Origin of the sequence: Paracoccus liaowanqingii (genome assembly GCF_004683865.2) — a bacterium.
Taxonomy (GTDB): domain Bacteria; phylum Pseudomonadota; class Alphaproteobacteria; order Rhodobacterales; family Rhodobacteraceae; genus Paracoccus; species Paracoccus liaowanqingii.
In genome coordinates this window covers 940,538-962,823 of record NZ_CP038439.1, presented here as the reverse complement: position 1 = coordinate 962,823, position 22,286 = coordinate 940,538, and the positions used below count along the sequence as shown (strand labels likewise).

Below are 22,286 nucleotides of genomic sequence, written 5' to 3'. Positions count from 1 at the left end.
CATGCGCGCATTCCTGATCTGGCTCGCCGCCGCGCTGGCCTTGGCCGCCCCCGCCCGGGCCTTCGAGACCACGGCCACCTCGGCCTGGGTCTATGACGTGGCGACGGGCACGGTGCTGATGGAAAAGAACGCCGACGTGCCGCTGCCCCCGGCCTCGATGTCCAAGCTGATGACCCTGACCATGCTCTTCGAGGCGCTCCATGACGGGCGCTACACGATGGAGAGCACCTTCCCCGTGTCGGTCGAGGCCTGGCGGATGGGCGGATCGAAGATGTTCGTCGAGCCCGCCGACCGCCCAACGGTCGAGGAGCTGATCCACGGCATCATCGTCAATTCGGGCAACGATGCCTGCGTGGTGGTGGCCGAGGGCATGGCCGGGACCGAGGCGGCCTTTGCCCGGCAGATGACCGCGCGCGCCGCCGAGCTGGGGATGACCCATACGAACCTGACCAATTCGTCCGGATGGCCCGACCCCGAACACCGCATGTCGATGCACGATCTGGGCGTGCTGGCCGCCTACATGATCCGCGAGTTTCCCGAACTCTACGAGAAGTTCGCGATGACCGAATACACCTACAAGGGCCGCGTGCCCTCGAACGCGAACAACCGCAACCCGCTGCTGCGGCTTGGCACCGGCGAATGGACCGCCGACGGGCTCAAGACCGGCCACACGCAGGAGGCGGGCTATGGCTTGGTCGGATCGGCGATCCAGGACGGGCGGCGGGTCATCTTCGTCATCTCGGGGCTGGACAGCGACCGCGCCCGCGCCGAGGAATCCGAGCGCATCGTCAACTGGGCCTTTCGCGACTTCGCCATGAACCGGCTGGTCCCCGCGGGCGAGACGGTGCTGGAGGCGCCCGTCTGGCTGGGCACCGAGACGCGGGTGGGCCTGACGACCCGGAACGGCGTCAACGTGCTGGTGCCGATCGCCGTGCGCGACCAGGTCCGGGTCGAGGTCGTCTATGACGGCCCGATCCCCGCCCCGATCGCAGAGGGCGCCGAGATCGCGCGGCTGGTGGTGACCGTGCCCGGCCGGCCCGACACCGTCACCCCGCTGCTGGCCGCCTCGGCCGTGCCCGAGGCGGGCTTCGTCGGCCGACTGCGCGGCGCCGTGATGCAGCTGGGCCAGCGCGCGATCAGCGCCGTCACCGGCTGATGCTGATCAGCTTCGAAGGCATCGACGGCTGCGGCAAGTCCACCCAGGCCCGGCTTCTGGCCGAGGCCTTGCGCGCCGAGGGCCGCGAGGTCGTGCTGACCCGCGAGCCCGGCGGCAGCCCCGGCGCCGAGGAGATCCGCCGCCTGCTGGTCGAGGGCGCGGGCGAACGCTGGTCGCCCGAGACGGAATGCCTGCTCTTCACCGCCGCCCGCCGCGATCATCTGGAGCGCACCATCCGCCCCGCGCTGGCGGCGGGCCACACGGTCGTCACCGACCGCTTCGCCGACAGCACCCGCGTCTATCAGGGCGCCGCGCGCGGCGACCTGCGGGATCTGGTCGACCGGCTGCACGGGCTGATGATCGGGATCGAGCCCGACCGCAGCTTCGTCATCGACATCGACCCCGCCACCGGGTTGCAGCGCGGCGCGGCACGCGGCGGGGCCGAGGACCGCTTCGAAAGCCTGGGGTTGGGGTTTCAGGAACGCCTCGCCACCGGGTTTCGCGCGCTGGCCCGGGAATATCCCGACCGGGTCCGCCTGATCGACGGCACGGGGACGCCCGCGCAGGTCGCCGCCCGCATCCGCCTGGCCCTGTGACGCCCGTTCCCATGAAGACAGACGCCCCCGACATTCCCGAACCCGACCGCGTGCCCGGCGCGCCTCATCCGCGCCACGCCTCCCGCGTCATCGGCCAGGACGCGGCCATCGCCGCCTTCACCGAGGCCGCGCGCGGCGGTCGGCTGCACCACGCCTGGCTCTTGACCGGGCCGCGCGGCGTGGGCAAGGCGACCCTGGCCTGGGCCATCGCGCGCTGGCTTCTGGCCGGGGCCGACAGCGCCCATCTGTCGGTCGAACGCGAGGGGCCCGAGGCGCGGCGCATCAAGGCCCTGTCCGAGCCGCGCCTGCAGCTGATCCGCCGCCCTTGGGACGACAAGGCCGGGCGCCTGCGGGCCGAGATCACCGTGGACGAGATCCGGCGCCTGCTGTCCTTCTTCCACCTCTCGGCGGCGGAGGGCGGCCGCCGCGTGGCCATCATCGATGCCGCCGACGACATGAACACCGCCGCCGCCAATGCCCTGCTGAAGGTGCTGGAGGAACCGCCCAAAGACGCGCTGATCCTGATGATCGCGCATCAGCCCGCGGGCCTTCTGCCCACCATCCGCTCGCGCTGCCGGACGCTGCGCCTGTCGCCGCTGGCCCCGCGCCAGATGGCGGGGATCCTGTCGGACATGGGCATCGACGAGGATGCAGAGGCTCTGGCCGCGCTGTCGGGGGGCTCGGTCGGAGAGGCGCTGCGGCTGGCGGGCCAGGGGGGCTGGACCGCTATCAGGATCTGGTCGACCTGTTCGCCACCCTGCCCCGGATGGACCGGCTGGCCGCCGTGCGCTTTGCCGACGCGGCGGCGGGGCGGGCGGGCGCCGAGGGCGACCCCTTCGATCTGACCATCACCGTGCTGGACCGCTTCCTCACGCGCATGGCGCGCGCCGGGCTGATGGGCGCCCCCCTGCCGCAGGCCGCGAAGGGCGAGGGCGCGCTGATGGCGCGGCTGTCCCCCGACGACCGCGCCGCCCGCATCTGGGCCGAGGCGCAGGCCCGCCTGTCGGCGCGCGCCCGCACGGGGCGGGCGGTCAACCTTGACCCTGCCGCGCTGGTGATGGATATGGTCCTGGATCTGGCGCAGCTGCCGCCAGCCCAGGCCGCGCTGCCGCACAAGGGATGAACGATGCACGACGCGACCCCCCTGTCGCTGACCGACAGCCATTGCCATCTGGATTTCCCCGATTTCGAGGGCGAGCATGACGCGCTGATCGCCCGTGCCCATGCGGCGGGCGTGACCCGCATGGTCACCATCTGCACCAGGCTGCGCCAGGAACCGCAGGTCCGCGCGCTGGCCGAGGCGCATGCGGGCGTCTTCTACGCCGCCGGCACCCACCCGATGAGCGTGGCCGACGAGCCGATGGCGACGCTGGACCAGCTGGTGGCCCTGGCTGATCATCCCAAGTTCGTGGCCATCGGCGAGACGGGCCTCGACTATCACTACACCGCCGAGACGGCCGCCCTGCAGCAGGACAGCCTGCACATCCATATCGAGGCCGCGCGCGTGACCGGCCTGCCGCTGATCATCCATGCCCGCGACGCGGATGAAGACATGGCCCGCATCCTGACCGAGGAGCACCGCGCGGGCGCCTTCGGCTGCGTGATGCACTGCTTCAGCTCGTCGCCCGCTTTGGCCGAGGCGGCGCTGGATCTGGGCTTCTACCTGTCCATGTCGGGCATCGCGGCCTTCCCGCGGTCGTCCGACCTGCGCGACATCTTCAAGGCCGCGCCGCTGGACCGGATCCTGGTCGAAACCGACAGCCCCTACCTGGCCCCGCCCCCCCATCGCGGGCGCCGCAACGAACCCGCCTATGTCGCCCATACCGCCGCCGTCGGCGCGCAGGTCTTCGGGCTGGACCTGCCCGACTTCGCGGCCCGGACCGAGGCGAATTTCGACCGCCTCTTTGCCAAGGCCGCCCGGTGAGCGGCCCGACGCTGCGCGCCACCATCCTGGGCTGCGGATCCTCGGGCGGCGTGCCCCGCCTTGGCAACCGGTGGGGCGAGTGCGACCCCGCCAACCCCCGCAACCGCCGCCGCCGCTGTTCGCTGCTGGTTGAGCGCGACGGCCCCGGCGGCACCACGCGGGTGCTGATCGACACCGGCCCCGACCTGGTGCCGCAGATGCTGGATGCCGACGTGGCGGTGCTGGACGCGGTCGTCTACACCCATGCCCATGCCGATCATGTCCACGGCATCGACGACCTGCGCCAGATGGTCTTCAATGCCCGCCGCATCCTGCCGATCCATGCCGACGCGCCCACGGCCCATGCGCTGACCACCCGCTTCGGCTATGTCTTCGAGACGCCCGAGGGCAGCCAGTACCCCCCCATCTGCGCGCTGCACCCGATCACCGGGCGCATCACCGTCGACGGCCCCGGCGGCCCCGTCGCCCTGATCCCCTTCCGCGTCCAGCACGGAGAGATCACGGCCCTGGGCTTCCGCATCGGCGGCCTCGTCTACCTGCCCGACGTCTCGGCCATCCCCGAGGCCGCCTGGCCGCTGATCCAGGATGCGCCGGTCTTCATCTGCGACGCGCTGCGCCCCCAGCCCCATCCCAGCCACGCCCATCTGGCGCTGGCCCTGGACTGGATCGCCCGCTCGCGCAGCCCGCGGGCCATCCTGACCAACATGCATATCGAGATGGACTACGCCACCATCGCTGCCACGACGCCCGCCCATGTCACCCCCGCCCATGACGGGCTGCAGATCGTCACCACCGCCCTGACCCCCGACCTTCCCCCCGCCGCATGAGCGCGCTCTTCACGATCATCCTGCCGATCTTCCTGGTGGTGGGGTTCGGCTATCTGGTCGCGTGGCGCGGCTGGTTCGGCCCGACCGCCGTGGACGGGCTGATGAGCTATGCCCAGAACTTCGCCGTGCCGATGCTGCTCTGCGTGTCGATGTCCCGTCTGGACCTGGGGACCGAGTTCCGCGCGCAGCTGCTGATCCCCTTCTATCTGGGCGCCTTCGCGGGCTTCGGGCTGGGCTGGGCGGGGGCGCGCTACCTGTTCCACCGGCCGCCGATGGATTGCGTGGCGATCGGCTTCGTCTGCCTCTTCTCGAACAGCCTGCTCTTGGGCATCCCGATCACCGAACGCGCCTACGGGCCCGAGGCGCTGGACGGCAACTGGGCGATCATCGCCCTGCATTCGCCGCTGCTCTACACTTTCGGGATCACGGTGATGGAGTTCACCCGCGCCCGCGGCTCGGGCCTGTCGGTCGGGCGCATCTCGCTGCGCGCCCTGTCCGGCGTGCTGCGCACCGCGCTGGTCATCGGCATCCTGTCGGGCCTGACCATCAACCTGCTGACGCAGGCGGGGCTGGTGCTGCCGCAGGGGGTCTGGGACGCGGCCGACATGATCGCGCGCTCGGCCCTGCCGGCGGCGCTCTTCGGGCTGGGGGGCGTCCTCTTCCGCTACCGTCCCGAGGGCGACATGGGGGCCATCGCGCTCTGCTGCGCCTGCGCGCTGGTCCTCCATCCCGCCATCACCTTCGCCACCGGCCACCTCCTGGGCCTCGACCGCGACGGGATGCGCTCGGCGGTGCTGACCGCGTCGATGGCGCCGGGCGTGAACGCCTATCTCTTCGCCAACATCTACGGCGCCGCCCGCCGCGTCGCCGCCTCCAGCGTCCTGATCGCCACCGCCCTCTCGACCCTGACGATCTGGATGTGGCTCGCGATCCTGCCCTGACCCGAAACGCCTTTCATCTTGGCGAAAATATCCCGGGGGGTCGCCGGCTGGTGCGCCACTGGTCCGAGGACCAGCCGGCGACGGGGCTGGCCCCCCGCCGTCGCGGGACGCAAGGACCCCCTCAGATCGGCACCCGCAACGCCCCCAGGGGCTCCTCCAGCACCGTCTCCTCATATCCGAAATGCGACCGGATGGCCCGGTCCAGCGCCGCAAAGCCCTCGGCGCAGCGGGCAAAGGCCGCCGCGCCGGGATCCGCGACCAGCGCCTCGGCGGCTTGGTGCAGATCGCCGATCAGCGCGTGGATCAGCCGATGCTCGGCCATCAGCCGCGCGATCACCGGGGCCAGCGCCGCCCCCCCGGCCGAGGACAGCGCGGGGAACATCCACTGCTCCTCGATGTCGTGATGGTTCTGCAGCAGCGCGCAATCGCGCCCGCAGGCGGTGCCGAACATCGCCATATTGCGCGCCAGCTGCGTGCCCGCCAGCGCGGGCGCCAGTTCCCCGGGCTGGGCCACGCGCGCCCGGATCTGGGACAGAAGGCGCGCAACCCCGTCCAATTCGGCCCGGTACATGTCGTGGATGGCGGCCAGGCGGCGGCCATGCGCGCGCTCGGCCCGGGTGATCGCCGGATAGGCGGGCGGGGCAGGACGCGCCGCCGCGTCCTCCAGCTCGTCCAAGGTCATCGGCCCGCGCGTCGCCTCGGTCATCGCGGCGTGACGCCCCGGATGCGCTCGGACCGGCGGCGCAGCAGCTCGACCGTGGTCAGAAGCGCGATCGAGAAGATCACCAGCAGCGTGGCCACCGCAAGGATGGCCGGGCTGATCTGCTCGCGGATGCCGTTCCACATCTGGCGGGGGATGGTCTGCTGATCGGGGCCGGCGATGAACAGCACCGCCACCACCTCGTCGAACGAGGTGACGAAGGCGAACAGCGCCCCCGACACCACGCCCGGCAGGATCAGGGGCATGGTCACCTTGAAGAAGGTCGTGCGCGGATTGGCCCCCAGGCTGGCCGCCGCGCGGTTCAGCGACTGGTCGAACCCCACCAGCGTCGCGGTCACGGTGATGATGACGAAGGGGATGCCCAAGGTCGCATGGGCCAGGATCACCCCCAGATAGCTGCCCGCCAGCCGCCCGCATTGCGGATCCAGACCCACCAGGGTCAGCAGCTCGCAGGGGTTCGAATAGAAGAAGAACATCCCCGTCGCGGTGATGATCAGCGGCACGATCATCGGAGAGATCAGGATCGCCATGATCGCCCGGCGATAGGGCATCTCGGGGCGCGACAGGCCAAGCGCCGCCAGCGTCCCCAGCCCGGTCGCCACGATGGTCGAGCAGACCCCGATGATGATCGAGTTCTTGGCTGCCTTGACCCAGTTCGCATTGGCCCAGGCATCCGACCAGAAGGCCCAGCCCGTGGCCTCGGGGTCCTGCATGCCGAAGGTCAGCAGGCTGGAATACCAGCGGGTGCTGTAGCCCTCGGGGTCGAACTCCAGCATCCGGTCGGTGAAGGTGAAATAGGGCTCGGCGTTGAAGCTCAGCGGGATGATGACCACGATGGGCGCGATGAGGAAGAAGAAGATCGCCGCGCAGCCGGCCAGATAGGCGTAATGCCAGACGCGCTCCAGCGGTGATGCATAGCTTGGAAGTGCCATTCGCCTATCCCAGTTTCAGGTTGTCGACGCCGACGAGGCGGTCATAGACCCAGTAGAGGACCAGCACCGCGCCCAAGAGCAGGGCGGCCAGCGCCGCGGCCATCGACCAGTTCAGCGTGCCGGTCATATGCTGGGCGATCATGTTGGAGATCAGCATCCCCGAGGATCCGCCGACCAGCGCGGGGGTGATGTAGTATCCGACCGCCAGGATGAAGACCAGCATCGCGCCCGCCCCCAGTCCCGGCAGGGTCTGCGGGAAATAGACCCGGCGGAACGCCGTCCAGCTGGTCGCTCCCAGGCTGCGCGCGGCGCGCACATAGGTCGGGTTGATCGTCCGCATCACCGAGTACAGCGGCAGGATCATGAAGGGCAGCAGGATATGCGTCATCGCGATAATCGTGCCGGTCTGGTTGTAGATCATCTGCAGCCGCTGGCTGCCGCCGATCACGCCCAGCCAGACCAGGATGTCGTTGACCACGCCCTGCTGCTGCAGAAGCACCATCCAGCTGGTCGTGCGCACCAGAAGCGAGGTCCAGAAGGGCAGCAGCACCAGGATCATCAGCAGGTTCGAGCGGCGCATCGGCAGCGTCGCCAGCAGATGCGCGATGGGAAAGCCCAGGATGAAGGTCAGGGCGGTGATCACCGCCGACAGCCAGAAGGTGCGCCAGAACAGCGTCGCATAGATGCGCTGCTGTTCCTCGACCTGCTGGATCGCGCCGGTCTCGTCGCGGGTGCGGTCCATCGAGGCCAGGTAGAAGTTCGCGGTCAGCGGGGTCGAGGCCTCGCGCATGACCGACCACAGGCGCGGGTCGCCCCAGTCCTCGTTGATCTCCAGCAGGTTGGCCTGATAGGGCGGCTCCATCCCGCCGCGCACCTGGCGGCCGGTCGAGGTGAACAGCGACCGCGTGCCCGGCATGTCATAGTTGATCCGCGTGCCCACCACGCCGATGCTGCGCGCATCCGCGCTGGCGACCAAGTCGGTGGCCAAGGCCGTCCAGGCGGCCTCGTCCGGGGGCGTGCCGCGCTCCGTTTCGGCGAACCACGCCGAGACCTGCGGCATGTTGGCCGAGAAGCCGTCATTGTGGAAGGACCGCGTCAGCATCTGCCCGATCGGCACCACGAAGGTGACCAGGATGAAGACCAGCAGCGGCAGCACCAGCAGGAAGGCCCGCTTGCGGGCGCGGCGCTGGCTGCGCACCAGCGCGCGCGCCAGCGGCTTGCCGTCCTCGGTGGTCAAGAGCCCCGACCCCACCCCGGATGCGGTGGTGGCGATGGCGGCATGTGGATCAAGTGCGGCGTTCGCCATGTCGTCCCCGGCAGTCAGGGCCGCCACCCCGGATCCGATCGACGGACGGGGCGGCGGCGTTTCGGATCAGGAGGAGGCGAGCCAGCTGTTGAACCGCTCGGTCAGCTCGGCGGCATGGTCGGCCCAGAATTCCGGGTCGTCCAGCACGGCGTTCTCCAGCGCCGCGGGGCTGGTGGGCATGTGCGGCGCCATCTCGGTCTCGTCGTCCTGATACAGCCCGACCAGCGAGGCCGAGGACATCCGCGCCGGACCATAGGCGATGTAGCGCGCCTGATCGGCCAGCCGCTGCGTGTCGGTGGCGAACTTCAGGTATTCCATCGCCGCTTCCGGATTCGGGGCATCGACCGGGATCACGAACATGTCCATGTCCATGTACTGCCCGTCCCAGATGATCTCGAAGGGCTGGTCCTCGGCCACCATCGCGTCAAAGACGCGGCCATTGTAGGCGGTGGTCATGGTGACCTCGCCATCCGCCAGCAGCTGCACGGGCTGGGCGCCGGCCTCCCACCAGACGGTCTGGTCCTTGATCGTGTCCAGTTTCGCAAAGGCGCGGTCGACGCCCTCGTCGGTGGCCAACAGGTCATAGACCTCGTCGGCGGCGGCCCCGTCGGCGATCAGCGCCAGGTACAGCGTGCGCTTGGGGTTGCGCGGCAGGCCGCGCTGGCCGGGATAGGTCTCGGTGTCGAAGAAGTCGGCGGCCGTGGTCGGCGCCTCGCCCTCGAACTTGGTGGTATTGTAGGCGATGACCGTGCCCCAGACGATGTTGGCCACCGCGCAGTCCTGCAGCGCGCCGGGCACGAAGTCGTCGGCGGCGGGCGTGCCGTCGGGGGCGGCGGGCAGCATCGCGGGGTCGATCTCGACCAGCGCGCCCTCGTCGCACAGGCGGATCGCGTCCGAGACCTCGATGTCGAAGACGTCGCCGGTGACATTCCCCGCCTCGACCTGCGCGCGCAGCGGCGTGGCGGGGTTGTCGGCGGCGATCATGTTGACGGTGATGCCCGTCTCGGCGGTGAAGGGCTTGTTATAGGCCTCGACCTGGCTCACCTCGTAGGCGCCGCCCCACGAGACAACGTTCAGCTCCTGCGCGGTGGCGCCGAAGGCAAGGCCACTGAGCGCGGTCGACAGGATCAGGGTGGTTTTCATGAACAGAACTCCCGGTTGGTTGGATCGGGCATTTGCGCCCGTTGTGATTGGCCCCCAGAGGGGGCGGGGGCCGGGCGACGGATCGCCCGAACCCCAAGGGGATCAGCTGGCCAGCCAGCTGTTGAAGCGCTCGTTCAGCTCGGCATCGCGGTCGACCCAGAACTCCAGGTCCGAGGCCAGCGCGGCGCCCATGTTCGCCTCCGATGTGGGCAGGTTCGGGCCCATCGGCTCCTCGGTGCCTTCGATATTGCCGACCATCGCGGCGGCGGACCGGCGCGGCGGGCCATAGCTGATGAACTCGGCGGCCCGGGCCTGCGGCGCGGGGGCGGTGGACCAGGCCACGAATTCCAGCGCCTCCTCCAGGTTCGGGGCGCCTGCGGGGATCACCCAGCCTTCCATCTCGTAGATCTGGCCGTCCCAGATGATCTCGAAGGGCTGGCCGTCGGCCTGCGCCGCGTTGAAGATGCGGCCGTTGAAGGCATAGGCCATGCTGACCTCGCCATCCGCCAGCAGCTGCGGGGGCTGGGCGCCCGCCTCCCACCAGATGACCTCGTCCTTGATCGTGTCCAGTTTCGCGAAGGCGCGATCCACGCCCTCGGGGGTGGCCAGCACCTCATAGACCTCGGCCGCGGGCACGCCATCGGCCATCAGCGCCAGTTCCAAATTGAACTTGGCGCCGTTGCGCATCGTGCGCTTGCCGGGAAAGCCCTCGATGTCGAAGAAATCCGCCGGGCTGGCGGGCTTGGCATCGGGGAACTGCTCGTCGTTGAAGGCCAGCACCATCGAATAGACGTCGGTGCCCACGAAGCATTCGGTCACCGCGCCCTCGATGAAATCGTCCATCGCCGCGGTGCCGTCCTCGGCGGGCAGCAGGATGGCGGGGTCGATCACCTCCAGCGCGCCCTCGTCGCACAGCCGCACCGCATCGGCATATTCGACCGAGGCCACATCGATGCTGACATTGCCGGCCTCGACCTGCGCCTTGATGGGCGTGGCGGGGTTGTCGGCATCCGACATGACCACGGCGATGCCGGTCTCGGCGGTGAAGGGCTTGGCATAGGCCTCCAGGTGGCTGTTGCCATAGGCACCGCCCCAGGACAGCAGGTTCACATCGGCCAGGGCCGGGCCGGAGACGAGGCCGAGGGCCGTGCCGAGGGTCAGAAGTCGTTTCATCATGTACTCCAGCTGGAAATCGGGTGCGGCACGGGGGCCGGGCAGGGTTTCGGACGACGGCCCGGCCCCGGGGGCCGAGCCTTGGGGCGGCGGGCCGCGATCAGACGGGATCGAGCGCGCGGGCATCCTGCGGGTGCCAGCCGATGCGGATCGCCTGACCCGGCTCCAGCCGCGTCTGGCCGATCGTGTTGCGCATCTTCATGACGAAGTTGTCGCTGCCCGCGACCTTCAGCCGGGCGCGCAGGATGTCGCCCATGTAGACGACCTGCAGCACCTGGGCCTCGATCGTGTGGGCGCCCTCGGACATCATCTCGGGCTTGAACTCGACCCGCTCGGGGCGGATCGAGACGGTGGTGCGCTGGCCCGTCTCGCGGATGTTGACCGCGGTGGCGTCGATCACCCCGCCGCCGTCCAGCCGCACCAGCGCCTTGTCGCCCTCCAGCCGCTCGATGGTGCCGGGAAGGGCGTTGTTCTCGCCGATGAAGCCCGCGACGAAGCTGTTCTCGGGCGCCTCGTAGAGCGACGCGGGCGGGGCCAGTTGCTGGATGCGCCCGTCGTTGAAGACGGCGATGCGGTCCGACATGGTCAGCGCCTCGCCCTGGTCGTGGGTCACATAGACGACGGTGATTCCAAGTTGTTCGTGCAGGTGCTTGATCTCGAACTGCATATGCTCGCGCAGCTGCTTGTCCAGCGCGCCCAGGGGTTCGTCCATCAGCACCAGTTCCGGATCGAAGACCAGCGCGCGGGCCAGCGCGATGCGCTGCTGCTGGCCACCCGACAGCTGCGCGGGGCGGCGGTTGGTGAACTTGCCCATCTGCACCATGTCCAGCGCCCGGGCGATGCGGGTGTTGCGTTCGGCCGAGGACATGCCCCGCACCTCCAGCGGAAAGGCCAGGTTCTCGCCCACGGTCATGTGCGGGAACAGCGCATAATTCTGGAACACCATGCCGATGCCGCGCTTGTGGGGGGGCACCTGGTTGATCGGGCGGCCGTCCAGGCGGATCTCTCCGTGGGTGGCGGTCTCGAAGCCGGCCAGCATCATCAGGCAGGTGGTCTTGCCCGATCCCGACGGCCCCAGCATGGTCAGGAACTCTCCCTTGCCGATGGACAGGTTCAGGTCCTTCACGACAAGCGTCTGGCCGTCATAGCTTTTTTGCACATGCTCGAAGGCGACGAAGGCGTCGCCGTGGCGGTCGTCCAGCAAAGGGCGCTCTCCCTGTTGTCGTTGGTTGTTCAGCGCAGGATCAGGTTAAGCGGCGCCCTGCCCGGCTGGCAACATCAATTGCGACATTTCATGTCCCCAACGCGCCGCGCCCGAAACCCCTGTCGGGGCTTCGGGCGCGATCACCTGTGACAACGAGGGGCCGGCCCGGACGCCTGCCTGTATTTCAGGCAGATCTCCGGTCCGGCAGGCAGGCCGCGATCAGCCGGGCTGACGCGGCCCCTTGCGATGGGCCTTGGGCGCCGAGGGCTTGTCGGTGCTGCGCGGCTTGCCCTTGGCCCAAGCGGGCTTGCCCGCGTCGGCCGAGGATTTCTTCTTCCACGCCTTCACCGCCGGGTGCGGGCCGGTCTCGCGCGGCTCTGCGGCGGCGGCGTCATCGGGCACCCATCCGCCGCGGGCGGCCTTCACGCGGCTCTGGTGGTCGCCATCCGCCGCTGCGGGCTTGGCACGGGGCGCGGGCTTGCGCCCTTCCGACCGGTTGTCCGTCCGGGTCTCGCCGCGCGGCGCGCGGGGCGCGCGTTCGGGCTGCGCGTCCAGATCGGGCTCGCCCTCCATCCGGCGCATGGTCACCTCGGGGGTGATCTCCATGAAGTCGCCGAAGCGGTCGGCCTGCTCGGCGGCGATCTGGATATAGGACAGGTCCTGCTTGACGCGGATCGCGCCGATGCCGTCGCGGGTGATCCCGCCCGCATCGCAGACCTTGGGCAGCAGCCAGCGCGCCTCGGCGCGGCCCGAATGGCCGACCGACAGCGTGAACCAGACCGAGGGGCCGAACTCGCGCTGCGGGCGCGGCGCCATCGGCGCCGGCGGGGCATGCGCCTCGGACAGTTCCTCGGCGGCGGGGCGGCCTTCGCGCCACATCTTGAGGAACGCCACGGCGACCTGCTCGGCGCTGAACTGCTCCAAGAGCTGCGCAGCCAGCGGGGCGTCGTCGCCCGCGGGCTCGGTCAGCCCGGGATGATCCAGCATGCGCTGGTCGTCACGGGCGCGGACCTCGTCGGCGGTGGGGGCGTCCAGCCATTCGGCGGTCACCTTGGCGTTCTGCATCAGCCGCTGCGCGCGGCGATAGTCGGCGGACGGCACGATCAGCGCCGAGATCCCCTTGGACCCCGCGCGGCCCGTGCGGCCCGAGCGGTGCAGCAGCGTGTCGGGATTGGTCGGCAGATCGGCATGGATCACCAGTTCCAGCCCCGGAAGGTCGATGCCGCGCGCCGCCACGTCGGTCGCGATGCAGACGCGGGCGCGCCCGTCGCGCAGCGCCTGCAGCGCATGGGTGCGTTCCTGCTGGGACAGCTCGCCCGACAGGGCCACGCATTTGAAGCCCCGGTTCGACATGCGCGCCAGCAGGTGGTTCACGTTGGCCCGCGTCTTGCAGAAGACGATGGCATTGGGCGCCTCGTGGATGCGCAGCAGGTTGAAGATCGCGGGCTCGCGGTCGCGGGCGGTCACGGTGTAGGCGCGATAGGCGATGTCGCCGTGCTGGCGCGCCTCGCCCATGGCGGCGATGCGCAGCGCGTCGCGCTGGAAGTCGCGGGCCAGCTTCTCGATCGCCTGCGGCACGGTGGCCGAGAACATCAGCGTGCGGCGCTCGACCGGCGCGGCGCCCAGGATGAACTCCAGGTCCTCGCGGAAGCCCAGGTCCAGCATCTCGTCGGCCTCGTCCAGGATCGCGGCCCGCAGGTCGGTCAGATCCAGGCTGCCGCGGTCGATATGGTCGCGCAGGCGGCCCGGCGTGCCGACGACGATCTGCGCGCCGCGCTGCAGGGCGCGCTTCTCGTTGCGATAATCCATGCCGCCGACGCAGGTGGCGATCTGCGCGCCGGTCCCGGCATAGAGCCACTCCAGCTCGCGTGCGACCTGCAGGGCCAGCTCGCGGGTCGGCGCGATGGCCAGCGCCAGGGGCTGCATGCCCTGCAGCATCTGGCCCGCGTCGTCCAGAAGGTCCGCGCCGATGGCCAGGCCGAAGGCCACGGTCTTGCCCGACCCGGTCTGGGCCGAGACCAGCACGTCGCGGCCCTGCGCCTCGGGCGCCAAGACGGCGGATTGCACGCTGGTCAGGGACTCGTAGCCCTTGTCGGCCAACGCCGCCTGCAACGGTGCGGGGATATTCAGTTCGGTCATGTGATTCGCCAAATGCGGGGGTGCCAAAGCGGTTGCCGACACCCGATGAGTGGCACCTCTCGTCGCTGCGACCGGCCCACCCTGCACCCGCCGCCCCGGACAGTCTGGGGCCAAAGGCGGTGCCCTAAACCCTTGGCCGGGGAAAGTCCACAGCCAATCACCTGTCCGGGGTCAGGAGGCGGTGCGCGCGGCCTCCTGCCGGGCGGCGATCTCGCGGCGCATCGTGCGGCGGATCTCGGCGGCCCGCCAGCGGCGGGTGTCCACGTCGTCGCGCGGCTCGGGGCGCGGCACGGGGACGGGATGGCCGTCCGCGTTCACGGCCACCATGGTGAAATAGCACGAGTTGGTGTGGCGGCGGGTGCCGTTGCGGATGTTCTCGGCCTCGACGCGGATGCCGATCTCCATCGAGGTGCGGCCGGTGTGGTTCACGCTGGCGCGGAAGGTGACCAGCTCGCCCACGTGGATCGGCTCCTTGAAGGTCACCTGATCGACGGAAAGGGTCACCGCATATTCCCCCGACCAGCGCGAGGCGCAGGCATAGGCCACCCGGTCCAGAAGCGCCAGCAGCGCCCCGCCATGCACCTTGCCGCTGAAATTCGCCATGTCGGGCGTCATCAGCACCGTCATCTCCAACCCGCGCTTGTCCATCGGCCGTCCCCTGCCACTCTTCCTGGGTCCGGGTGTAGTGACAGCCCCATGACATCGCCACCAAAATCGCCCCCGCGCGCTTGACGCGCCGCGCCCCGCCCGCCACCAAGGCCGCCAGTGACAGGGGACCGCCATGCCGACCGCCATGCCCACGCTGCACCAGTCCTTTTGGGTCTGGGCCCGCATCGCCGCCCTGTCCTTCGGCGGGCCTGCGGGCCAGATCGCGGTCATGCACCGCATCCTGGTCGACGAGCAGCGCTGGATCGACGAGCCCCGCTTCCTGCACGCGCTGAACTTCTGCATGCTGCTGCCCGGCCCCGAGGCGCAGCAGCTGGCCACCTATGTCGGCTGGCTGACAGGAGGCGTGCGCGGCGCGCTGATCGCAGGCGTGCTGTTCATCCTGCCCGGCGCGCTGTCGATCATGGCGCTGTCCTGGATCTATATAACCCTGGGCGACGTGCCCGCGATCGAGGGGCTGTTCTTCGGCCTCAAGGCCGCTGTGCTGGCGCTGGTGGTGCAGGCGGTGATCCGGCTGGCGGGCCGCGCCCTGCCCGGGCCGGGCCTGCGCGGGCTGGCGCTGGTGGCGTTCCTGGCGCTGTTCGCGCTGGACGCGCCCTTTCCGCTGGTCATCGCGGGGGCGGCGCTGATCGGCGCCGTGGCGCTGCGCACGGCGCCTCCGGACCCGGCCGCCCTGCCCCGCCCCGATGACCGGACCGATGCCCGCGCCGCCCGCATCGCGGCGGTCTGGGCGCTGGCGCTGTGGCTGGCACCCGTGGCGGCCCTGCTGGTCCTGGCCCCCGGCAGCGTCTTCACCGAGATCGCGGTCTTCTTCTCGAAGCTGGCCGTCCTGACCTTCGGCGGCGCCTATGCGGTTCTGGCCTGGGTCGCGCAGGAGGCCGCAGGCCCCCTGGCCTGGCTGACCCCGGCCGAGATGCTCGACGGGCTGGGCATGGCCGAGACGACCCCGGGCCCGCTGATCATGGTGCTGCAGTTCGTGGGCTTCCTGGCGGCCCTGCGCGAGGCGGGCTGGGCCAATCCCCTGGGGGCGGCGACGCTTGGCGGGCTGCTGGCCACCTGGGTGACCTTCGCGCCCTGCTTTGCCTGGATCTTCCTCGGCGCCCCCTACATGGAGCGTCTGCGCGCCAATGCCCGTCTGGCGGGCGCGCTGCGGGCGGTGACGGCGGCAGTGGTGGGGGTGATCCTGAACCTGGGCCTGTGGTTCGCCCTCCACCTGATCTGGCGCCAGACCCGGCCGCTGCAGGCCGGTCCCGTGCAGGTCGAGCTGCCGGTCTGGTCCTCGCTGGACCCGGCGGCGGCGGGGCTGTCGGCGCTGGCGCTGCTGGCCGCGCTGCGCTTCCGCGCGGGCATGGGCGCTTTGCTGGCGGGCGCGGCCCTGGCCGGGATGGCCCTGCATCTGGCCGGGCTGACCGCGGCCTGAACACCCCTTGCGCGGCGGGCCGGGCGCGGCTAGCCTGATTCGTGCAAACCGTTGGGGTGTCCCGTTCAGGGGCTGAGAGGCTGCAAGCCAACCCATCGAACCTGATCCGGGTCATACCGGCGGAGGGAACGGTGCAGATGCGTGCGGCCCCCCGGGGTCGGCCTGTCGTCCTCGCCCCCCTTTGTCCGCTCACGACCCGTCGGGCCAACCGAAGGGGACGACGTGACCACAGCCATTGCCCTGACCATCGCAGGCTCTGATTCCGGGGGCGGCGCGGGGATCCAGGCGGATCTCAAAACCTTCTCGGCGCTCGGCTGCTACGGCGCCAGCGTGATCACCGCGCTGACCGCCCAGAACACCCGCACTGTCACGTTGATCGAACCCGCCAGCCCCGCGATGATCGCGGCGCAGATGGCCGCGGTCTTCGACGATCTGGACATCCGCGCGGTCAAGCTGGGCATGCTGGGCGACGCCCGCGCCATCGCGACCGTGGCCGAGGGGCTGCGGGGCCGCGATCTGCCGCTGGTGCTGGACCCGGTGATGGTCGCCAAGTCCGGCGACACGCTGCTGCCCGACGATGCCATCGCCACGCTGCGCGACCTGCTGCTGCCCCGCGCCACCCTGCTGACCCCGAACCTGCCCGAGGCCGCGCGCCTGCTGGACACCTCCCCCGCCACGACCGAGGCGCAGATGGCCGAACAGGGCGCGGCGCTGCGGGCCCTGGGCGCGCGGGCGGTGCTGATGAAGGGCGGCCATGCGGCGGGGCCGGTCTGCACCGATCTTCTGATCACGGCGCAAGGGATCACCCGCCTGACCGCCCCCCGGCAGGCCACCCGCAACACCCACGGCACCGGCTGCACCCTGTCGGCGGCCATCGCCACGGGGCTGGCCCGAGGGCTGGACCTGCCCGAGGCGGTCGCCCTTGCGCATGGCTATCTGCAGCGCGCCATCGCGGCGGCGGACGGGCTGCGCGTTGGCTCGGGCCACGGGCCGGTGCATCATTTCCATGCGGTCTGGGCCCATGTCTGACGTCACCATCATCGGCGCCGGGGTGGCGGGCCTCTTTGCCGCACACGAGCTGCTGGGGCGCGGTGTCACGCCGCGCATCCTGGACCGCAACGGCCCGCCGGGGCCGCATGGCTGTTCCTGGTGGGCGGGCGGCATGCTGGCGCCCTGGTGCGAGGGGGTAACGGCGGAGCCCGTCATCACGCGCCTCGGCGCGGACGCCGCCAACGCATGGGCGGCGGTCACCCCGGTCACCCGCCTCGGCACGCTGGTCCTGGCGCTGGACCGCGACCGGTCCGAGCTGGCGCGCTTTGCCCGCCGCGCCACCGGCCACCGGACCTGCGACAGCGCCGCGCTGGAACCCGACCTGCCCCCCCGGCAGGGCCTGCATTTCCCCGACGAGGCGCATCTGGACCCCCGACGCGCGCTGGCCGACCTGCTGGCCGCACTGGCCGCCCGGGGCGTCACCGTCGAACGCGCCGAGGCCGATCCCGCCGACATTCCCGGCCCGGTGATCGACGCGCGCGGGCTGACAGCCGCCCTGCCCGGCCTGCGCGGCGTGCGGGGCGAGATGATCGTCCTGCACGCGCCCGAGATCACCCTGACACGGCCCGTCCGCCTGCTGCACCCGCGCCATCCGCTGTATATCGTGCCGCGCGCGGGCGGCCTGTTCATGCTGGGCGCCACGCAGATCGAAAGCGCCTCGCGCGCGCCCGTCACCGCGCGATCCGTTCTGGAATTGCTGTCGGCGGCCTATGCGCTGGATCCGCGTTTTGCCGAAAGCTCGGTGATCGAGCTGGGGACCGACCTGCGCCCGGCCTTCCCCGACAACATCCCCCGCGTGACCCTGCGGGGCCGGGTGATCCATCTGAACGGCCTTTTTCGCCACGGCTATCTGATGGCGCCCGCGCTGGCCGCTCAGGCCGCCGATTACCTGACCACCGGAACCAAGGGAGAGCTGATCCATGAGGATTGAGGTCAACGGAGACCCCCGCGACATCGCCGCCACCACCGTCGCGGGCGCGCTGTCGGAACTGGGCTGGGGGGAGGCCCGCGTCGCCACCGCGTTGAACGGCGAGTTCCTGCCCTCGGCCGCCCGCGCGGAGCAGCCGCTGCGCGATGGCGACCGGCTGGAAGTGCTGGCCCCCATGCAGGGGGGCTGAGCGGATGCGCGATTTCTATGGCGTGACCCTGCCCGGCGCGATGATGCTCGGGACGGCGCAATACCCCTCGCCCACCATCATGGAGGCGGCGTTCCGGGCCAGCGGCGCCTCGGTCGCCACCGTGTCGCTGCGGCGCGAGGCCGGAGGGGGCCAGGCCTTCTGGGATCTGATCCGGGGGATGGGCCTGCGCGTGTTGCCCAACACCGCCGGATGCCACACCGCACGCGAGGCCGTCACCACCGCCCGCATGGCCCGCGAGGTCTTCCAGACCGACTGGATCAAGCTGGAGGTGATCGGGCATGCCGACACGCTGCAGCCCGACCCCTTCGGCCTGCTGGAGGCGGCGGAAACCCTGTGTGCCGAGGGGTTCCAGGTCTTCCCCTACACGACCGAGGATCAGGTGCTGGCGCAGCGGCTGGTCGATGCGGGCTGCCGGGTGCTGATGCCTTGGGGCGCGCCGATCGGGTCGGGCATGGGCCTGAACAATCGCCACGGGCTGCGCAGCCTGCGCGCCGCCTTCCCCGACATTCCCATGGTCATCGACGCCGGTCTGGGCCTGCCCAGCCACGCGGCCGAGGCGATGGAGATGGGCTTTGACGCCGTCCTTCTGAACAGCGCCGTCGCGCAGGCGGGCGATCCGGTCGCCATGGCCCGCGCCTTCGGGCTGGCCGTGCAGGCGGGCGCACTGGCGCGCGGCGCCGATCCGATGGGGGTGCGCGAGATGGGCGTGCCCTCGACCCCTCTTCTGGGAAAGGCCTGGCTGTGATGCTGCCGCGATTCTATCCGATCTTCGACGATGCCGCCTGGCTGGACCGCGCCCTGCCCCTGGGCGTCCGTCTGGTGCAGCTGCGCCTGAAGGACCGCACGTCCCCTGATCTGCAGGGCCAGATCCGCCGTGGGCTGGTCTTGGCGCGGCAGCATGGCGCCACGCTGGTCGTGAACGACCACTGGCAGATCGCCATCGACGAGGGCGCCGACTGGCTGCATCTGGGGCAGGAGGATCTGGACAGCGCCGACCTGCCCGCCATCCGCCGCGCCGGGCTGCGGCTTGGCGTCTCGACGCACGACCATGCAGAACTGGACCGGGCCTTGGCGCTGGCGCCCGATTACGTGGCGCTCGGGCCGGTCTATCCGACGATCCTCAAGCAGATGAAATGGCATCAACAGGGGCTGGAGCGGGTCACCGAGTGGAAGTCCCTGATCGGAGACATCCCCCTGATCGCCATCGGCGGCATGTCGGTCGACCGCGCGCCCGGCGCCTTCGCGGCGGGCGCGGATGTGGTCTCTGCCGTCACCGACATCACCCTGCATCCCGACCCCGAAGGCCGTCTGCGCGACTGGCTGGCGGTGACGGCATGAACCGCTATGCCCGCCAGATGCCCCAGATCGGCCCGGAGGGGCAGGCCCGGCTGGCTGCCGCCCATGTCCTGATCGTGGGCGCGGGGGGCCTGGGGTGCCCGGCGCTGCAATATCTGGTGGCGGCGGGGCTGGGGCGGATCACGCTGGTCGATCCCGACCGGATCGAGGTCACCAACCTGCACCGCCAGCCGCTCTATCGCAGCGACCAGATCGGCCAGCCCAAAGCCAGCGCCGCCGCCGCCGTGATGGCCGCGCTGAACCCTGACGTTCAGGTCATCCCCCGCGTGGAATGGCTGACCCCCGCCAATGCGCCCGCGCTGGTCGGGGATGCCGATGCGGTGCTGGATTGCGCCGACAGCTTCGCCGTCAGCCTGACCCTGTCGGATGCCTGCAGGACGGCGGGCAGGCCGCTGATCTCGGGATCCGCGCTGGCCCTGTCGGGCTATGCGCTGGCCTGCGGGGCGGGGGCGCCCAGCCTGCGGGCGGTGTTCCCCGACCTGCCCCGGCAAGGCGCCAGCTGCGCCACGGCGGGCGTGCTGGGGCCGATCGTGGGGATGATTGGCGCGCTGCAGGCGCAGATGGCGCTGGCGGTGCTGGCCGGGCTGGACCCCTCGCCGCTCGGGCGCCTGATCAGCTTCGATGCGGCCAGCTGGCGGATGGGCGGCTTCCGTTTTGATGCCGCGCCCGAGCCTGCGGCCCCCTTGCCCTTCATCGCCGCCAGCCAGATCCGCCCCGGCGATCTGCTGATCGACCTGCGGACCGAAAGCCCGCCCTTTGCCGGGGCGACCCATGTCCCGCCCGAGCGCATCGCCGACCTGGACCCCGGCTCGGCCCCGCGCGTCGTGCTGGCCTGCCGCACGGGCCTGCGCGCGCAGAATGCGGGCCAGGTGCTGCAATCGCGCTGGCCGGGGCAGATCGCCCTGCTGGCCCTGACCGAATTCGACCTAGGAGAGACCCCTTGAAAGCGCTGACATTTGCCTTTGCCACGCTGGCCCTGCCCGCCCATGCGCAGACGGACCTGACCGTCATGCTGGACTGGTTCGTCAATCCTGACCACGCCCCCATCGTGCTGGCCGAGGAGCTGGGATATTTCTCCGAGGCCGGGCTGGCGGTCGCGCTGGTGACCCCCTCGGACCCCAATGATCCGCCGCGCATGGTGGCCGCCGGGCGGGTGGACATCGCCGTCAGCTATCAGCCGCAGCTGCATCTGTCGCGCCATCAGGACCTGCCCGTCACCCGCGTGGGCACGCTGGTCGAGACCCCGCTGACCTGCCTTGTGGTCCTGGCCGACAGCGGCATCGAGACCCCCGCCGATCTGGAGGGCCGCAAGGTGGGCTTTGCCGTCGCGGGCGTGCAGGAGGTGATGCTGAACGCCATGCTGGCCGATGGCGGGCTGGCCCCCGACGCGGTCGAGCAGATCAATATCGGCTGGTCGATCTCTCCGGCGCTGATGTCGGGACAGGTGGACGGCGTCATCGGCGCCTTCCGCAATTTCGAGCTGAACCAGCTGCGGCTGGAGGGATTCGAGGGGCGCTGCCTCTACCCCGAGGCGCATGGCATCCCCGCCTATGACGAGTTGATCTATCTGGCCGATCCCGCCCGCATGGACACAGCCGCGGTGGCCGGGTTCCTGGACGCCACCGAACGCGCCACGGCCTTCATCCAGAACGACCCCGGGGCGGCGTGGGAGATGTTCGCGGCCACCGCATCGGAACTGCAGACGCCGCTGAACGAGGCCGCGTGGCACGACACCTGGCCGCGCTTTGCCGCCCGCCCCGCAGCCCTGGATGCAGGCCGCTATCTGCGCTTCGAGGCGTTTCTGCAGAACCAGGGCGCGACGCCGGGCGGGCTGCCCTTGTCCGATCTGGCCATCGACGTGAACGCGCCATGAGCGCCCCGGACTATGGCCGCGCCTTCGCCCTGTGGCGGCAGGCGGCGGGGGCGGAGTGGAACCGCTATGTGGACCATCACTTCGTACGCCAGCTGGCGGCGGGCAGCCTGCCCCGGGACAGCTTCCTGCATTACCTGCAGCAGGATTACGTGTTCCTTTTGCATTTCGCGCGCAGCTGGTCGCTGGTCTTCGCCAAGTCCGACCGCCTGTCCGAGATGCGCGCGGCCTCGTCCATCGCGCATGGGCTGCTGAATGGCGAGATGCCCCTGCATGTCGAGATCTGCGGGCGGGAAGGGATCACCGAGGCGATGCTGGAACGGACCCCGGAATCCCCCGCCAACATGGCCTATACCCGCTATGTGCAGGCGACCGGCTATTCGGGCGACATCCTGGACCTGCTGGCGGCGCTGGCGCCCTGCGTCTTCGGCTATGGCGAGATCGGACGGGTGCATGCGGCCAGCGGCGGGCCCTATGGCGACTGGACCGCAACCTATGGCGGGCCGGATTATCAGCGCGTCTGCCACGAGGTCGGCGCCCTGACCGATGCGGCGCTGGAGGCGCGGCTTGGACCCGACTGGCCCGCCCTGCCCCGCGCGGCGACGCTGGCGCGGCATTTCACGCAGGCCACGCAGCTGGAGGTCGGGTTCTGGCAGATGGGGCTGGATCGGACATGACGGGGACGGCTGGCAGGGGGGCGCTGCCCCCCGTCCTGCGGACTCC

22 protein-coding genes, 1 pseudogene and 1 riboswitch are annotated in these 22,286 nt (G+C 70.6%); of the genes and pseudogenes, 15 read left to right on the top strand and 8 right to left on the bottom strand.

The genetic code is table 11. From position 1 onward, the window contains the following. The first annotated feature begins 1 nt into the window (after position 1). The 6 genes and pseudogenes from E4191_RS04600 to E4191_RS04575 all read left to right on the top strand — a co-directional run bounded on the left by E4191_RS04600 (position 2) and on the right by E4191_RS04575 (position 5,444). Positions 2-1,156 carry a D-alanyl-D-alanine carboxypeptidase family protein gene (locus tag E4191_RS04600; RefSeq protein ID WP_135312357.1) on the top strand — a complete coding sequence of 385 codons (1,155 nt, stop codon included), beginning with the start codon at positions 2-4 and terminating at the stop codon, positions 1,154-1,156. Next, entirely contained in the window at positions 1,156-1,752 is a 597-nt protein-coding gene (gene tmk / locus E4191_RS04595; RefSeq protein ID WP_135312356.1) for a dTMP kinase, read from the top strand. The genes E4191_RS04600 and tmk overlap by 1 nt, the downstream gene beginning before the upstream one ends. 11 nt (positions 1,753-1,763) lie before the next feature. Continuing rightward, positions 1,764-2,875 (top strand): annotated as a pseudogene (locus tag E4191_RS04590) (DNA polymerase III subunit delta'). Between the two features lie 3 nt (positions 2,876-2,878). Next, positions 2,879-3,676, top strand: coding sequence for a TatD family hydrolase (locus E4191_RS04585; protein ID WP_135312355.1), 798 nt, complete (start codon positions 2,879-2,881; stop codon positions 3,674-3,676). Further along, positions 3,673-4,503: an MBL fold metallo-hydrolase gene (locus E4191_RS04580; protein ID WP_228461547.1), complete on the top strand. Its 831-nt coding sequence runs from the start codon at positions 3,673-3,675 to the stop codon at positions 4,501-4,503. Before E4191_RS04585 ends, E4191_RS04580 begins: the two co-directional genes overlap by 4 nt. Continuing rightward, positions 4,500-5,444: an AEC family transporter gene (locus E4191_RS04575; protein WP_135312354.1), complete on the top strand. Its 945-nt coding sequence runs from the start codon at positions 4,500-4,502 to the stop codon at positions 5,442-5,444. The genes E4191_RS04580 and E4191_RS04575 overlap by 4 nt, the downstream gene beginning before the upstream one ends. Positions 5,445-5,565: 121 nt before the next feature. Here the strand turns inward: E4191_RS04575 and E4191_RS04570 are convergent, their stop codons facing one another. The 8 genes from E4191_RS04570 to E4191_RS04535 all read right to left on the bottom strand — a co-directional run bounded on the left by E4191_RS04570 (position 5,566) and on the right by E4191_RS04535 (position 14,710). After that, positions 5,566-6,150 carry a hemerythrin domain-containing protein gene (locus E4191_RS04570; RefSeq protein ID WP_135312353.1) on the bottom strand — a complete coding sequence of 195 codons (585 nt, stop codon included), beginning with the start codon at positions 6,148-6,150 and terminating at the stop codon, positions 5,566-5,568. Next, entirely contained in the window at positions 6,147-7,097 is a 951-nt protein-coding gene (locus tag E4191_RS04565) for an ABC transporter permease (RefSeq protein ID WP_135312352.1), read from the bottom strand. The genes E4191_RS04570 and E4191_RS04565 overlap by 4 nt, the downstream gene beginning before the upstream one ends. A 4-nt stretch (positions 7,098-7,101) precedes the next feature. Beyond that, positions 7,102-8,403 (bottom strand): ABC transporter permease, encoded by a 1,302-nt coding sequence (locus E4191_RS04560; protein ID WP_135312351.1) that lies wholly within the window; start codon positions 8,401-8,403, stop codon positions 7,102-7,104. A 66-nt stretch (positions 8,404-8,469) separates the two neighbouring features. Further along, a complete protein-coding gene (locus tag E4191_RS04555; protein ID WP_135312350.1) occupies positions 8,470-9,546 on the bottom strand; it encodes an ABC transporter substrate-binding protein in 1,077 nt (358 codons plus the stop codon). 102 nt (positions 9,547-9,648) lie between these two features. Then, a complete protein-coding gene (locus E4191_RS04550; RefSeq protein ID WP_135314320.1) occupies positions 9,649-10,719 on the bottom strand; it encodes an ABC transporter substrate-binding protein in 1,071 nt (356 codons plus the stop codon). A 100-nt stretch (positions 10,720-10,819) separates the two neighbouring features. Continuing rightward, complete coding sequence (locus E4191_RS04545) at positions 10,820-11,923, bottom strand: ABC transporter ATP-binding protein (RefSeq protein WP_135312349.1); 1,104 nt, start codon at positions 11,921-11,923, stop codon at positions 10,820-10,822. A 219-nt stretch (positions 11,924-12,142) separates the two neighbouring features. Beyond that, positions 12,143-14,062: a DEAD/DEAH box helicase gene (locus tag E4191_RS04540; protein WP_135312348.1), complete on the bottom strand. Its 1,920-nt coding sequence runs from the start codon at positions 14,060-14,062 to the stop codon at positions 12,143-12,145. Positions 14,063-14,233: 171 nt separating this feature from the next. Further along, the gene (locus tag E4191_RS04535) at positions 14,234-14,710 is read right to left on the bottom strand and encodes an acyl-CoA thioesterase (RefSeq protein ID WP_135312347.1); all 477 of its coding nucleotides are present in this window, start codon (positions 14,708-14,710) and stop codon (positions 14,234-14,236) included. A gap of 133 nt (positions 14,711-14,843) precedes the next feature. Here E4191_RS04535 and chrA point away from each other — a divergent pair, with 133 nt between their 5' ends. The 9 genes from chrA (at position 14,844) to E4191_RS04490 (ending at position 22,240) form a co-directional block, all read left to right on the top strand. Further along, positions 14,844-16,148, top strand: a complete 1,305-nt coding sequence (gene chrA, locus E4191_RS04530) for a chromate efflux transporter (protein ID WP_135312346.1) — start codon at positions 14,844-14,846, stop codon at positions 16,146-16,148. A 42-nt stretch (positions 16,149-16,190) separates the two neighbouring features. Continuing rightward, positions 16,191-16,293: riboswitch (TPP riboswitch) on the top strand. A 77-nt stretch (positions 16,294-16,370) separates the two neighbouring features. Continuing rightward, entirely contained in the window at positions 16,371-17,177 is an 807-nt protein-coding gene (gene thiD / locus E4191_RS04525; RefSeq protein ID WP_228461545.1) for a bifunctional hydroxymethylpyrimidine kinase/phosphomethylpyrimidine kinase, read from the top strand. Continuing rightward, positions 17,170-18,129: an FAD-dependent oxidoreductase gene (locus E4191_RS04520; protein WP_135312345.1), complete on the top strand. Its 960-nt coding sequence runs from the start codon at positions 17,170-17,172 to the stop codon at positions 18,127-18,129. Before thiD ends, E4191_RS04520 begins: the two co-directional genes overlap by 8 nt. Beyond that, on the top strand, positions 18,119-18,316 hold the full coding sequence (gene thiS, locus E4191_RS04515) for a sulfur carrier protein ThiS (protein ID WP_135312344.1): 198 nt from the start codon (positions 18,119-18,121) through the stop codon (positions 18,314-18,316). Before E4191_RS04520 ends, thiS begins: the two co-directional genes overlap by 11 nt. A 4-nt stretch (positions 18,317-18,320) precedes the next feature. Continuing rightward, positions 18,321-19,082 carry a thiazole synthase gene (locus E4191_RS04510; protein ID WP_135312343.1) on the top strand — a complete coding sequence of 254 codons (762 nt, stop codon included), beginning with the start codon at positions 18,321-18,323 and terminating at the stop codon, positions 19,080-19,082. Continuing rightward, on the top strand, positions 19,079-19,675 hold the full coding sequence (locus tag E4191_RS04505; RefSeq protein ID WP_135312342.1) for a thiamine phosphate synthase: 597 nt from the start codon (positions 19,079-19,081) through the stop codon (positions 19,673-19,675). Before E4191_RS04510 ends, E4191_RS04505 begins: the two co-directional genes overlap by 4 nt. Further along, positions 19,672-20,637, top strand: coding sequence for a HesA/MoeB/ThiF family protein (locus tag E4191_RS04500; protein WP_135312341.1), 966 nt, complete (start codon positions 19,672-19,674; stop codon positions 20,635-20,637). Before E4191_RS04505 ends, E4191_RS04500 begins: the two co-directional genes overlap by 4 nt. Next, a complete protein-coding gene (locus E4191_RS04495) occupies positions 20,634-21,566 on the top strand; it encodes an ABC transporter substrate-binding protein (RefSeq protein ID WP_135312340.1) in 933 nt (310 codons plus the stop codon). Before E4191_RS04500 ends, E4191_RS04495 begins: the two co-directional genes overlap by 4 nt. Further along, positions 21,563-22,240: a TenA family protein gene (locus E4191_RS04490; RefSeq protein WP_135312339.1), complete on the top strand. Its 678-nt coding sequence runs from the start codon at positions 21,563-21,565 to the stop codon at positions 22,238-22,240. Before E4191_RS04495 ends, E4191_RS04490 begins: the two co-directional genes overlap by 4 nt. Positions 22,241-22,286: the final 46 nt, after the last annotated feature.